This is a genomic window from Pseudomonas sp. NFACC56-3 (assembly GCF_900100025.1).
Lineage (GTDB): Bacteria > Pseudomonadota > Gammaproteobacteria > Pseudomonadales > Pseudomonadaceae > Aquipseudomonas > Aquipseudomonas fluorescens_AA.
In genome coordinates, this window is record NZ_FMTK01000005.1 from 147,869 (window position 1) to 161,307 (window position 13,439).

Annotated in this window: 11 protein-coding genes; 10 read left to right on the forward strand and 1 reads right to left on the reverse strand. The window is 62.7% G+C overall.

The features are described 5' to 3' along the window. Nucleotides 1–177 precede the first annotated feature (177 nt). Both BLO80_RS09925 and BLO80_RS09930 read left to right on the forward strand, forming a co-directional pair. On the forward strand, nucleotides 178–528 hold the full coding sequence (locus BLO80_RS09925; protein ID WP_060741977.1) for a metalloregulator ArsR/SmtB family transcription factor: 351 nt from the start codon (nucleotides 178–180) through the stop codon (nucleotides 526–528). 37 nt (nucleotides 529–565) lie between these two features. Further along, nucleotides 566–1,849, forward strand: a complete 1,284-nt coding sequence (locus BLO80_RS09930; RefSeq protein ID WP_092327761.1) for an arsenic transporter — start codon at nucleotides 566–568, stop codon at nucleotides 1,847–1,849. A 104-nt stretch (nucleotides 1,850–1,953) separates the two neighbouring features. Here the strand turns inward: BLO80_RS09930 and BLO80_RS09935 are convergent, their stop codons facing one another. Then, nucleotides 1,954–2,919 (reverse strand): DUF1853 family protein, encoded by a 966-nt coding sequence (locus tag BLO80_RS09935; protein WP_092327763.1) that lies wholly within the window; start codon nucleotides 2,917–2,919, stop codon nucleotides 1,954–1,956. 105 nt (nucleotides 2,920–3,024) lie between these two features. Here BLO80_RS09935 and BLO80_RS09940 point away from each other — a divergent pair, with 105 nt between their 5' ends. The 8 genes from BLO80_RS09940 (at nucleotide 3,025) to BLO80_RS09975 (ending at nucleotide 13,400) form a co-directional block, all read left to right on the forward strand. Continuing rightward, nucleotides 3,025–3,915: an NAD(+) kinase gene (locus BLO80_RS09940; RefSeq protein ID WP_003180647.1), complete on the forward strand. Its 891-nt coding sequence runs from the start codon at nucleotides 3,025–3,027 to the stop codon at nucleotides 3,913–3,915. Further along, entirely contained in the window at nucleotides 3,912–4,886 is a 975-nt protein-coding gene (locus BLO80_RS09945) for a metallophosphoesterase (RefSeq protein ID WP_371914570.1), read from the forward strand. Before BLO80_RS09940 ends, BLO80_RS09945 begins: the two co-directional genes overlap by 4 nt. Then, nucleotides 4,883–5,755, forward strand: coding sequence for a rhomboid family intramembrane serine protease (locus tag BLO80_RS09950; RefSeq protein ID WP_092327766.1), 873 nt, complete (start codon nucleotides 4,883–4,885; stop codon nucleotides 5,753–5,755). The genes BLO80_RS09945 and BLO80_RS09950 overlap by 4 nt, the downstream gene beginning before the upstream one ends. Nucleotides 5,756–5,800: 45 nt before the next feature. Continuing rightward, a complete protein-coding gene (locus tag BLO80_RS09955; RefSeq protein WP_072404544.1) occupies nucleotides 5,801–6,061 on the forward strand; it encodes a YeaC family protein in 261 nt (86 codons plus the stop codon). After that, nucleotides 6,058–6,888: a DUF2797 domain-containing protein gene (locus BLO80_RS09960; protein WP_092327767.1), complete on the forward strand. Its 831-nt coding sequence runs from the start codon at nucleotides 6,058–6,060 to the stop codon at nucleotides 6,886–6,888. Before BLO80_RS09955 ends, BLO80_RS09960 begins: the two co-directional genes overlap by 4 nt. Before the next feature lie 13 nt (nucleotides 6,889–6,901). After that, nucleotides 6,902–9,559, forward strand: a complete 2,658-nt coding sequence (gene pepN / locus BLO80_RS09965) for an aminopeptidase N (RefSeq protein ID WP_092327769.1) — start codon at nucleotides 6,902–6,904, stop codon at nucleotides 9,557–9,559. Nucleotides 9,560–9,928: 369 nt separating this feature from the next. Further along, entirely contained in the window at nucleotides 9,929–10,981 is a 1,053-nt protein-coding gene (locus tag BLO80_RS09970) for a WD40/YVTN/BNR-like repeat-containing protein (RefSeq protein ID WP_092327771.1), read from the forward strand. Between the two features lie 43 nt (nucleotides 10,982–11,024). Beyond that, nucleotides 11,025–13,400: an efflux RND transporter permease subunit gene (locus BLO80_RS09975; protein ID WP_092327772.1), complete on the forward strand. Its 2,376-nt coding sequence runs from the start codon at nucleotides 11,025–11,027 to the stop codon at nucleotides 13,398–13,400. Nucleotides 13,401–13,439 lie beyond the last annotated feature (39 nt).

Consider the following 13,439-nt stretch of genomic DNA (forward strand, 5'->3'; position numbering starts at 1 on the left):
GCGAGGGAGCTTGCTCCCGCTGGACTGCGCAGCAGGCCCCTTTGGGCGGTCGCTGCGCAACCGAGCGGGAGCAAGCTCCCTCGCCACAAAAGCGTTTTGCGCGACCCATCCAGAGCTTTACTGAGTATTCGAATATCCATATATTCGCCATTCGCTCATCCCAGGCTTGCCCACGCCATGCCCGATTCCCCCAACCCCGTCGATGTCTTCAAGGCCCTGGCCGATGACACCCGTACGCGCATTGCGTTGCTGGTGGCCCGTGAAGGCGAGTTGTGTGTCTGTGAGCTCACCGCCGCGCTGGGCCTGAGCCAGCCGAAGATTTCCCGGCACCTGGCGCAGTTGCGCAACGCTGGGCTGCTCAGCGACCGACGCCAGGGGCAGTGGGTTTATTACCGCCAGCACCCGCAGTTACCGGCCTGGGTCAGTACGATGCTGGAGCAGGCGTTGGCGGCCAGTACCGCCTGGCTGACAGCGGATGTGCAGCGCTTGAACGCCATGCCTGATCGTCCGGTGGCGCGTTGCTGCTGATTCCTTCTTTCCCATCCCTTTTTCAAGGCTGTTGCGCATGCTCATCGCGTCGTTGATTTTCCTGCTGACCATTACGTTGGTGATCTGGCAACCCAAGGGGTTGGGCGTTGGCTGGAGCGCGACGCTGGGCGCGGTACTGGCCTTGCTGAGCGGGGTGGTGCAGGTCAGTGACATCCCGCTGGTCTGGCAGATCATCTGGAACGCCACCGGGACGTTCGTCGCGCTGATCATCATCAGCCTGCTGCTGGACGAGGCGGGGTTCTTCGCCTGGGCGGCCTTGCATGTGGCTCGCTGGGGCCGGGGCAGTGGGCGCAAGCTGTTTGCCTTCATGGTGTTGCTGGGGGCGCTGGTGTCGGCGTTGTTTGCCAATGACGGGGCGGCGCTGATCCTCACGCCTATCGTGATTTCCATGTTGCTGGCCCTGCGGTTTTCCCCGGCGGCGACCCTGGCGTTCGTGATGGGCGCCGGTTTCATTGCCGACAGCGCGAGCCTGCCGCTGGTGGTGTCGAACCTGGTGAACATCGTCTCGGCGGACTTCTTCGGCATTGGTTTCAACCGCTACGCGGCGGTCATGGTGCCGGTGAACCTGGTGAGCGTGGCGGCCAGCCTGGCGATACTGCTGTGGTTCTTTCGCCGCGATATCCCACGTGACTATGACCCCGATCAACTGGACGATCCGGCGACGGCGATCCACGACAAGGCGACGTTCTATGCCGGCTGGGCGGTGCTGGTGATCCTGCTGCTGGGCTGCTTTGCCCTGGAGCCGCTGGGGATTCCCATCAGTGCGATCTCGGCGGTCTGTGCTGCGTTGCTGCTGGCGGTCGCGGCCCACGGCCACAAGATCTCCACCCGCAAGGCGATGAAGGAAGCGCCCTGGCAGATCGTGATCTTTTCCCTGGGCATGTACCTGGTGGTCTATGGCCTGCGCAACGCCGGGCTGACCGGTTACCTGGCCCATTGGCTCGACAGTTTCGCCGAATATGGCGTGTGGGGCGCGGCCATGGGCACCGGTGTGCTGACGGCGTTGCTCTCGTCGGCCATGAACAATTTGCCGACGGTGCTGATCGGCGCCTTGTCCATCGACGCCAGCCAGGCCACCGGGGTGGTGAAGGAGGCGATGATCTACGCCAACGTCATCGGCAGCGACCTGGGCCCGAAAATCACGCCGATTGGCAGCCTGGCGACGTTGCTGTGGCTGCATGTGCTGGCGCGCAAGAACATCCAGATCGGCTGGGGGTATTACTTCAAGGTCGGGATTGTGCTGACCGTGCCGGTGCTGCTGGTGACGTTGGCGGCGTTGGCTGTGCGGTTGTCCTTCTAGAACCGAGTTGGCTTTATCGCGAGCAAGCTCGCTCCCACAAGGGCGCGCATTCCAATGTGGGAGCGAGCTTGCTCGCGATGAGGTCCTGACAGGCAGCACAAGGCTCAGCCACCGCCCGGCACATCCGGCCAACGATCCGCTACCAGGAACACCCGCTCGGCTTCTTCCCACTCGCCCTCGGCGTTTTCGCTCAGGCGCACCATCAACTGTGCCGGCGCCATGGGGTCCAGGGCCATTCGCCAAGCCTCCAGTTGCGCGGTGCTCCAGGTTTGCTCGGCCGGATAATGCGCCGGGGCCAGCCAGGCGGCGCGGGGCAGGGGTTGCCAGCGGCCCGGCGGACGTTGGGCGATGAACGCAGGCCAGTCCCGTTGATGCAGCCAGCGACCGCGCAAATGCCTGGGGTGGGCGCCGGCCGGTGGTTCGGCCTGGCCCGGCCAGGGGTAGAGCAAATACCCGCCCAGCCACAGCTCGGAGCGAAACAGTTCGAGGCCCGAGGGCTCGATGCCCAGTGCCGCCAGGGCCTCGCGGCTTTCCGGGCGGGCCGAGATCGGCAATTGGTGCTCGCGCAGATGCGCCAGTTTTCGGTCGAGCCGGTCATGGCAGCCCGGGCCCAGCCATTGCGCGGCGTCCAGTCCGTTTCCGTGCTGGGGGCCGAGGTACAACTTGATGGCCAGTTCCAGGTGGTGGATGCCGTCGCGATCACGCAGCAACAGGTCCAGCTCGCCCAAGGTATGGCCTTCGCGTCGGATCGGCAGGTTCGCGGCGATCAATTCGATGCCCGGAGCATGCTGCACGGCGAATTGCCACAGCCTTTCGTAATACAGGCCCAGGCGGCGCGTTCGCCCTTGGGACAGGCAGTGCAGCAATGGGTAGCTGTCGCGGTCCAGTTGCCGCAGCCAGTGTTCCAGTCGGCCAGGCTCCTGCACCCAATCACTGCCCGTCAGGGGATGGCGCTGGGGCCAGGGCGTATCGATGAGCATCGGCGGGGCGATGATCGTCCACGCGAGATCGCGCACTTCGGGATGGTGCAGGCGTCGGGGCAAGTCCAGCAATTCAGGGAACAGGATCATCTTGCGAGCATAGCCGTTGCGCTGAAGGCTTAAAGGATTTTGTCTACGGCGCGCTTTCGCCCATAATCGTGTTTTTCGCCCGCCGCAGACCCTCGCAGGAGCCTCATGGAGCAATTTCGCAATATCGGCATCATCGGTCGCCTGGGCAGTTCGCAGGTGTTGGACACCGTTCGCCGTCTCAAACGTTTCCTCCTGGAGCGGCACCTGCATGTGATCCTCGAAGATACCATCGCCGAAGTCCTGCCGGGCCATGGCTTGCAGACGTCGTCGCGCAAGATGCTCGGCGAAGTCTGTGACATGGTGATCGTGGTCGGCGGCGACGGCAGCCTGCTGGGGGCCGCCCGGGCACTGGCGCGGCACAATATCCCGGTGCTGGGGATCAACCGCGGCAGCCTGGGGTTCCTTACCGATATCCGCCCCGATGAGCTGGAGATCAAGGTCGCCGAGGTGCTGGACGGCCACTACCTGGTGGAAAACCGCTTCCTGCTGCAGGCCGAGGTCCGCCGTCACGCCGAGGCCATCGGCCAGGGCGACGCCCTCAACGACGTGGTGCTGCACCCCGGCAAGTCCACGCGGATGATCGAATTCGAGTTGTACATCGACGGCCAGTTCGTCTGCAGCCAGAAAGCCGACGGCCTGATCGTCGCCACCCCCACCGGTTCCACCGCCTATGCGCTGTCGGCCGGCGGGCCGATCATGCATCCCAAGCTCGACGCTATTGTGATTGTGCCCATGTACCCCCATACCTTGTCTGGGCGACCGATCGTGGTCGATGGCAACAGTGAGCTGAAAATCGTCGTGTCCAAGGATATGCAGATCTACCCGCAAGTGTCCTGTGACGGTCAGAACCATTTCACCTGCGCGCCGGGTGACACCATCACCGTCAGCAAAAAAGCGCAGAAGCTGCGCCTGATCCATCCGCTGGATCACAATTACTACGAAGTCTGCCGGACCAAGCTTGGCTGGGGCAGTCGGTTGGGGGGTGGAGGCGACTGATGCTCGATCCTGCGCGCAGTTACGATTTGATCGGTGACGTGCACGGATGCGCCCTGACCCTGGAACACCTGCTGGACCGACTCGGTTACCACAAGCAGGGCGGGGTCTGGCGGCATCCGTCGCGCATGGCCGTGTTCCTGGGGGACATCATCGACCGTGGCCCGCGGATCCGCGAGGCGCTGCACATCGTCCACGACATGGTCATGGCCGGCCAAGCGCTGTGCATCATGGGCAACCACGAGTTCAACGCCCTGGGCTGGAGCACACCGGCCTTGCCGGGCAGCGGCCAGCGCTACGTGCGCGAACACACGCCGCGCCATGCCCGCCTGCTCAACGAGACACTGACCCAGTTCGAGCAGCATCCCGGCGACTGGCATGACTTTCTCGAATGGTTCTATGAGCTGCCGCTGTTTGTCGACGCTAACCGCTTCCGGGTGGTGCACGCCTGTTGGGATGCCAGCCTGATCGAACCGCTGCGGGGCCTGTTCCCGGACGGTTGTGTCGACGAGCATTTCCTCCAGGCCTCGGCGCAACCGGGCAGTTTTGCCTGCACGGTGTTCGATCGCTTGCTGCGCGGCACGGACATGCGCCTGCCCCACGGCCTGACGCTGACGGGGGGCGATGGCCTGACCCGTTCGTTTTTCCGCACCAAGTTCTGGGAAGACAACCCGCAGACCTACGGCGACATCGTGTTCCAGCCCGACGCCTTGCCGGAACCGGTGGCCCGCACGCCGCTGTCGCCGGATGAAAAAAACAACCTGCTGCGCTATGGCGTCGAAGAGCCGCTGTTGTTCGTCGGTCACTACTGGCGCAGCGGAAAACCCGCGCCGATCCGCCCGAACCTGGCCTGCCTGGATTACAGCGCGGTGCTCTACGGCAAGCTGGTCGCCTATCGCCTCGACCAGGAAACCCGCCTGGATCCGCACAAGTTCGTCTGGGTCGATGTCGAGCGGCCGGAGGGGATGAAATGAGTGCCATCGCGGTTCTGCGCCTGCCCCTGGCAGTGGACCTGAGCGGCTTCGTCAAGCTGCTGCAACGCATGCAGGTGCCCCATCGCGTCAGCGAAGAGGCGGGCGAGCAGGTGCTCTGGGTGCCGGATGAAATCAGCGAGGACGTGCGTGCGTTGTATGCCCGTTTTCCCGCTGGCGATCCCGAACAGCTGTTGGAACTGCCCGACAATGGGGGGACTTACCGGCGAGCGGGGTTCGTCCAGCAACTGACCCGCCATCCAGTGACGGCCCTGGTGCTGTTGCTGAGCCTGATTGTCAGCGCGGTCACCCTGTTGGGGGAGAATCTTGCGACGCTACGCTGGCTGACCTTCCTCGAGTTTCGCGTCGTTGGCGACTACATCCAGTTCACGCCGTTGGGCGATAGCCTGGCGGCGGGGCAATGGTGGCGCCTGGTAACGCCGATGCTGATTCACTTCGGCTTCCTGCACATTGCCATGAATGGCATGTGGTATTGGGAACTGGGGCGGCGGATCGAAGCGCGCCAGGGCGGGATCAATTTGTTGGGGCTGACGCTGCTGTTCAGCCTCGTTTCCAATTTCGCCCAGTACTTTTTCAGCGGGCCGACGCTGTTCGGCGGGTTGTCGGGGGTGTTGTACGGCCTGCTGGGCCATTGCTGGATCTACCAACTGCTCGCACCGAACCCGGCCTATCACTTGCCCCGCGGGGTGCTGGTGATGATGCTGGTGTGGTTGCTGCTGTGCCTGTCCGGGTTGGTTTCGCTGATCGGCTTCGGTGAAATCGCCAATGCCGCCCACGTCGGCGGGCTGCTCGTCGGATGCTTCACGGGCTTGTTGGGCGGGCTGTTCGCTCGCCGTAAAATGGCCCTTTGACTGGCGCCTGTGCCTTTTGAGAATGCGCGATTGCGCGGAGAACCCATGTCTTCCTTCAATGAAATGATCAAGAACATCACCCCCGATATCTACCGCAGCCTGAAACTGGCCGTGGAAATCGGTAAATGGGCCGACGGCAACAAGCTCACTGCCGAGCAGCGCGAGTTGTCGCTGCAGGCCATGATCGCCTGGGAAGTCCAGAACCTGCCCGAAGACGAGCGCACCGGCTATATGGGCCCGCAGGAATGCCAGTCGAAGTCGATCGAAGTGCCCAATATCCTGTTCAAGTCGGACGCCATCCATTGATCGAGATTGGCCGCGGTGCAATCAGCAAGATGTCGGCACGCCTTGACGGGCCGACCGTTCAATACGCCTTTCGCCTGGACGAGGTCGAGGTGCCGGTCAACCCGTTGATCGGCAGCACGATCCGCCTGGAGTACCTCGGCGCGATCCACTGCACCCATTGCGGACGCCGGACCAAGACCAGCTTCAGCCAGGGTTACTGCTACCCTTGCATGACCAAGCTGGCCCAGTGCGACCTGTGCATCATGAGCCCGGAGCGTTGCCATTTCGACGCGGGCACCTGCCGTGATCCGGCCTGGGGCGAGCAATTCTGCATGACCGATCATGTGGTCTACCTGGCCAATTCCTCGGGCGTGAAAGTCGGCATTACCCGCGCCACGCAATTGCCGACCCGCTGGCTGGACCAGGGCGCCAGCCAGGCGCTGCCGATCCTGCGGGTCGCCACCCGCCAGCAGTCAGGGTTTGTCGAAGACCTGTTCCGCAGCCAGGTGGCGGACAAGACCAACTGGCGCGCCTTGCTCAAGGGCGACGCGACAGCGGTGGACCTGCCGGCGATCCGCGATTCGCTGTTCGAAAGCTGCGCCCAGGGTTTGCAAGGCTTGCAGGAACGATTCGGCCTGCAAGCGATCCAGACCATAGCGGACGTCGAGCCCATCGAGATTCGTTACCCGGTGGAGCAGTACCCGGCCAAGATCGTCAGCTTCAACCTGGACAAGAACCCGATCGCCGAAGGCACGCTGCTGGGCGTCAAGGGCCAATACCTGATTTTCGACACCGGCGTGATCAACATTCGTAAATACACGGCCTACCAGCTCGCCGTGCATCAGTAGAAGGATTCGACCCATGCGCACCGAACAACCGAAGATGATTTACCTCAAGGACTATCAGGCCCCCGAGTACCTGATCGACGAAACACACCTGACCTTCGAGTTGTTCGAGGACCACAGCCTGGTCCATGCGCAACTGGTGATGCGCCGCAACCCCGAGCGTGGCGCCGGGCTGCCGCCGCTGGTGCTCGATGGTCAGCATCTTGAATTGATCTCCCTCAAGCTCGACGATGCCGACCTGGGGCAGGGTGACTATCAACTGGACGACAATCACCTGACCGTGCACCCCAAGGCCCAGGCCTTTACGGTCGACACCACCGTCAGGATCCATCCGGAAACCAACACCGCCCTGGAAGGCCTGTACAAATCCGGTAGCATGTTCTGCACCCAGTGCGAGGCCGAAGGGTTCCGCAAGATCACCTATTACCTCGACCGTCCGGATGTGATGAGCAAGTTCACCACCACCGTGGTGGCCGAGCAGCACAGTTATCCGGTGCTGCTGTCCAACGGCAATCCGATTGCCAGCGGCCCCGGCGAAGACGGCCGGCACTGGGCGACCTGGGAAGACCCATTCAAGAAACCGGCCTACCTGTTTGCCCTGGTGGCCGGTGACCTGTGGTGCGTCGAAGACACCTTCACCACCATGACCGAGCGTAATGTGGCGCTGCGCATCTACGTCGAGCCGGAAAACATCGACAAATGCCAGCACGCCATGACCAGCCTGAAGAAGTCGATGCGCTGGGACGAAGAGGTGTATGGGCGCGAGTACGACCTGGACATCTTCATGATCGTCGCGGTCAACGACTTCAACATGGGCGCCATGGAGAACAAGGGGCTCAATATCTTCAACTCCAGCGCCGTGCTGGCCCGCGCCGAAACCGCCACCGATGCCGCGCACCAGCGGGTCGAGGCGATCGTTGCCCACGAATACTTCCATAACTGGTCGGGCAACCGCGTGACCTGCCGCGATTGGTTCCAACTGTCGCTCAAGGAAGGTTTCACGGTGTTCCGCGACGCCGGGTTCTCGGCCGACATGAACTCCGCCACCGTCAAGCGCATCCAGGACGTGGCGTACCTGCGCACCCACCAGTTCGCCGAAGACGCCGGCCCCATGGCCCACCCGGTGCGTCCGGACAGTTTTATCGAGATCTCCAACTTCTACACCCTGACCGTGTACGAAAAGGGCTCGGAAGTGGTCGGCATGATCCACACCCTGCTGGGGCCTGAGGGGTTCCGCAAGGGCAGTGACCTGTACTTCGAGCGCCACGACGGCCAGGCCGTGACCTGCGACGACTTCATCAAGGCCATGGAAGATGCCAACGGCGTCGACCTGGCGCAGTTCAAGCGTTGGTACAGCCAGGCCGGTACACCACGGCTGGCGGTGAGCGAGTCTTACGACGCCGCTGCCAAGACCTACAGCCTGACCTTCCGCCAGAGCTGCCCGCCAACGCCGGACAAACAGGAAAAGCTGCCGTTCGTGATTCCCGTGGAACTGGGCCTGCTGGACAGCCAAGGCGCCGAGATCCCGTTGCGCCTGGCCGGTGAAGCGGCGGCAAGCGGCACCTCCCGGGTGATCTCGGTGACCGAGGCCGAGCAGACCTTCACCTTCGTCGACGTCGCCGAACAACCGCTGCCTTCGTTGCTGCGTGGTTTCTCGGCACCGGTGAAGCTGAGCTTCCCGTACAACCGCGACCAATTGATGTTCCTGATGCAGCACGACAGCGACGGCTTCAACCGTTGGGATGCCGGCCAGCAGTTGTCGGTGCAGGTGCTGCAGGAACTGATCGCCCAACATCAGCAGGGCGCCAGCCTGTCGCTGGACCCGCGCCTGGTCAGCGCATTGCGCACCGTGCTGTCGGACGAGTCCCTGGACCAGGCCATGGTCGCGGAAATGCTTTCGTTGCCAAGCGAAGCCTACCTGACGGAAATCAGCGAAGTGGCTGACGTCGAGGCGATCCATGCCGCCCGTGAGTTCGCTCGCCAGCAACTGGCCGACAATCTGTTCGAAGCCCTGTGGCTGCGTTATGAAGCCAACCGCGACCTGTCCAAACGCACGCCGTATGTGGCCGAGGCCGAGCATTTCGCCCGCCGCGCGTTGCAGAACATCGCACTGTCGTACCTGATGCTCACCGGCAAGCCTGAGGTGCTGAGCGCGACCCTGGAGCAGTTCGACACCGCCGACAACATGACTGAACGCCTCACGGCGTTGGCGGTGCTGGTCAACTCGCCGTTCGAGACCGAGAAGGCCAAGGCCCTGGAAGTGTTCGCGGAAAACTTCAAGGGCAACCCGCTGGTCATGGACCAATGGTTCAGCGTCCAGGCCGGCAGCCCGTTGCCCGGTGGCCTGGCACGGGTCAAGGCGTTGATGGAGCACCCGGCGTTCAATATCAAGAACCCGAACAAGGTGCGGGCACTGGTCGGCGCGTTCGCCGGGCAGAACCTGATCAACTTCCACGCCGCCGACGGTTCGGGTTATCGCTTCCTGGCGGACCTGGTGATCCAGCTCAATGGCTTCAACCCGCAGATCGCTTCGCGGCAGCTGGCGCCTCTGACCCGCTGGCGCAAATATGACAGCGCCCGCCAGGCGTTGATGAAAGGCGAACTGGAACGCATCCTGGCGTCAGGCGGGCTGTCGGCCGATGTGTTCGAGGTGGTGAGCAAGAGCCTGGCGTGACCTCGATGCCGCGGTCTGCCTGGCGGACCGCGGTGCTCCCATCGCGAGCAAGCTCGCTCCCACAGGGATCCATGCTGATCACAAAATAGGTGTTCGCTGAAGATCTACTGTGGGAGCGAGCTTGCTCGCGATCGCGTCCGCCCCGTCACCGCCTAGCCTCTCGCCATCACCCCACCGAATACCCCGCCATTCACCCTCAGCGCCAACCCCCCTGGTTAACAAAAGATAACGTGGCGTCGATTGTCAGACCTTTCGAAAGCCCGATAGGATAGGCCAGCTTCCGAAGTGGCTCTAGATTGCAGGTTTCAGGACTATGCTCCAAGACTGGCAACGTACCAAGCCATAACAATAATAATGGGGGAAAGGTCTATGAATGAGCCTGTCATGGCTGTGGGCCGCTGCCGGCCGCCGATGCTGCGCAGAATCGCGTTGCTGGCTTCGGCGCTCTCGCTGCTGGGCTCTGCGGTGTTGTCGGCACCGGTGATGGCCGTTGCGGCGTCGACGTCCGATGTCATCTATTCCGTCGAATCGGCCAAGGCCAGCAAAACCCTGATGCTCGATGTGGTCCATGCCGGCCAGCGCCTGGTGGCGGTCGGCGACCGTGGGCACATTGTCTATTCCGACGACCAGGGCACATCCTGGACCCAGGCCAAGGTGCCGACCCGCCAACTGCTCACCGCAGTATTTTTCGTCGACGACAAGCACGGCTGGGCCGTGGGGCACGACGCGCAGATCCTCGCCAGCGACGACGGTGGCAGCACCTGGACCAAGCAATACGAAGACCTCACCCGTGAAGCGCCGCTGCTGGATGTCTGGTTCAAGGACGCGAGCAACGGTTTTGCCGTGGGTGCGTACGGTGCGCTGCTGGAAACCACCGACGGCGGCAAGCACTGGGAAGACGCCAGCGACCGCCTCGAAAACGAAGACCAGTTCCACCTCAATGCAATCGCGGCCGTGAAAGACGCCGGGCTGTTCATTGTGGGGGAGGCCGGCAGCATGTTCCGCTCCGCCGATGGGGGGCAGACTTGGGAGAAGGTCGAAGGCCCGTACGAAGGCTCGCTGTTCGGGGTCATCGGCACCGCCCAGCCTTCGACGCTGCTGGCCTACGGCTTGCGCGGCAACCTGTACCGTTCCACCGATTTTGGCGACACCTGGGAGCAGGTCGAGCTCAAGGCCGCCCGGGGCAGCCTGGAATTCGGCCTGTCGGGCGCCACACTGCTGGAGGACGGTTCCATCGTGATTGTCGGCAACGGCGGCAGTGTGGTGCGCAGTACCGACGATGGCGAGACCTTCAGCGTGTTCAACCGTCCGGACCGAATCTCCGTGGCGGCCGTCACGGCGGCAGGCAATGGCAATCTGATCCTGGCGGGGCAAGGCGGCGTGCGCGCCACCACCTCCACCGGCGCCGAACTGAGCAAATGAGTCAGGCCTGCAAGACGGGCATAAAAACAAGAAGGCGGACCCCATGAGCAGTCATCACCAAGACAAGGCGACGTTCCTCGAGCGCCTGATTTTCAACAACCGCCCGGCAGTGATCGTCATTTGCCTGCTGGTCAGCATTTTCCTGTTCTGGCAGGCCACGCTGATCCGCCCCTCCACCAGTTTCGAAAAAATGATCCCCCTCGAGCATCCTTTCATCCAGAAGATGCTCGAGCACCGCAACGACCTGGCGAACCTGGGCAACACGGTGCGCATTTCCGTGGAAGCCACCAATGGCGACATCTTCTCCAAGGACTACATGGAGACCCTGCGCCAGATCCACGACGAGGTCTTCTACATCTCCGGTGTCGACCGTTCCGGGCTCAAGTCGTTGTGGAGCCCCAGCGTGCGCTGGACCGAAGTGACGGAGGAGGGCTTCGCCGGCGGCGAGGTGATCCCCCAGAGCTACAACGGCTCGGCCGACAGCCTCGACCTGCTGCGCAACAACGTGCTCAAGTCCGGCCAGGTCGGGCGCCTGGTGGCCAACGACTTCAAGTCGAGCATCATCGACATTCCGCTGCTGGAGTCCTATCCCGACCCGCAGGACCAGGGCAAATTGCTCGCCCTCGACTATCGGAAGTTTTCCCACGAGCTTGAAGACAAGATCCGCAACAAGTTCGAGGCCCAGAACCCGAATGTGCAGATCCATATCGTCGGTTTCGCCAAGAAAGTCGGTGACTTGATCGACGGCCTGGTCATGGTGGTGCTGTTCTTCGGCGTGGCCTTCGTCATCACCCTGGTCCTGCTGTACTGGTTCACGAACTGCATACGCAGCACCGTGGCGGTGTTGACCACCACCCTGGTGGCGGTGGTCTGGCAACTGGGGCTGATGCACGCGGCCGGTTTCGGCCTGGATCCGTACTCGATGCTGGTGCCGTTCCTGATCTTCGCCATCGGCATTTCCCACGGGGTGCAGAAAATCAATGGCATCGCCTTGCAGTCCAGCGAGGCGGACAACGCCCTGACGGCGGCGCGGCGCACCTTTCGCCAGTTGTTCCTGCCGGGGATGATCGCGATCCTGGCGGACGCCGTGGGTTTCATCACCTTGCTGATCATCGACATCGGCGTGATCCGCGAACTGGCCATCGGCGCCTCCATCGGCGTGGCAGTGATCGTGTTCACCAACCTGATCCTGTTGCCAGTGGCGATTTCCTACGTCGGCATCAGCAAGCGCGCCGTCGAGCGCAGCAAGAAAGACGCGAACCGGGAACATCCGTTCTGGCGCTGGCTGTCGAACTTCGCCAGCGCCAAGGTCGCGCCGGTGTCCATTGCCCTGGCGGTGATCGCTTTCGGCGGCGGCCTCTGGTATAGCCAGAACCTGAAGATCGGCGACCTGGACCAGGGCGCGCCGGAACTGCGTCCGGACTCGCGCTATAACCAGGACAACAACTTCATCATCAGCAATTACTCCACCAGTTCCGATGTGCTGGTGGTGATGGTCAAGACCAAGGCCGAAGGCTGCTCGCGCTATGAAGCCATGGCCCCCATCGACGAATTGATGTGGAAGATGCAGAACACCGAGGGCGTGCAGTCGGCGATTTCCCTGGTGACCGTGTCCAAGCAAATGATCAAAGGCATGAACGAGGGCAACCTGAAATGGGAGACCCTGTCGCGCAACCCTGATGTGCTGAACAACTCCATCGCCCGGGCCGATGGCCTGTACAACAACAGCTGCTCCCTGGCGCCGGTGCTGGTGTTCCTCAACGACCACAAGGCCGAGACCCTGGACCGCGCGGTGAAGGCGGTGCAGGACTTCGCCAAGGAAAACAACCGCGATGGCCTGGAGTTCCTCCTCGCCGCCGGTAACGCCGGCATCGAGGCGGCCACCAATGAAGTGATCAAGGAATCGGAACTGACCATCCTGATCCTGGTGTACATCTGCGTGGCGACCATGTGCATGATCACCTTCCGTTCCTGGGCGGCGACGCTGTGCATCGTGCTGCCGCTGGTGCTGACGTCGGTGCTGGGCAATGCCCTGATGGCTTTCATGGGCATCGGTGTGAAAGTCGCGACGCTGCCGGTGGTCGCGCTGGGTGTCGGGATCGGCGTCGACTACGGCATCTACATCTACAGCCGCCTGGAAAGCTTCCTGCGGGCCGGGTTGCCGTTGCAGGAGGCTTACTACCAGACGCTGAAATCCACCGGCAAGGCGGTGCTGTTCACCGGTTTGTGCCTGGCTATCGGCGTGTGCACCTGGATCTTCTCGGCCATCAAGTTCCAGGCCGACATGGGCTTGATGCTGACGTTCATGCTGCTGTGGAACATGTTCGGTGCACTGTGGCTGTTGCCGGCGCTGGCGCGCTTCCTGATCAAGCCGGAGAAACTGGCGGGGCAGAAGGGCAACTCGTTGTTTGCCCATTGATGAGGGGCGGAACCTGCCCAGCACAGCCCTAGGGGCGAA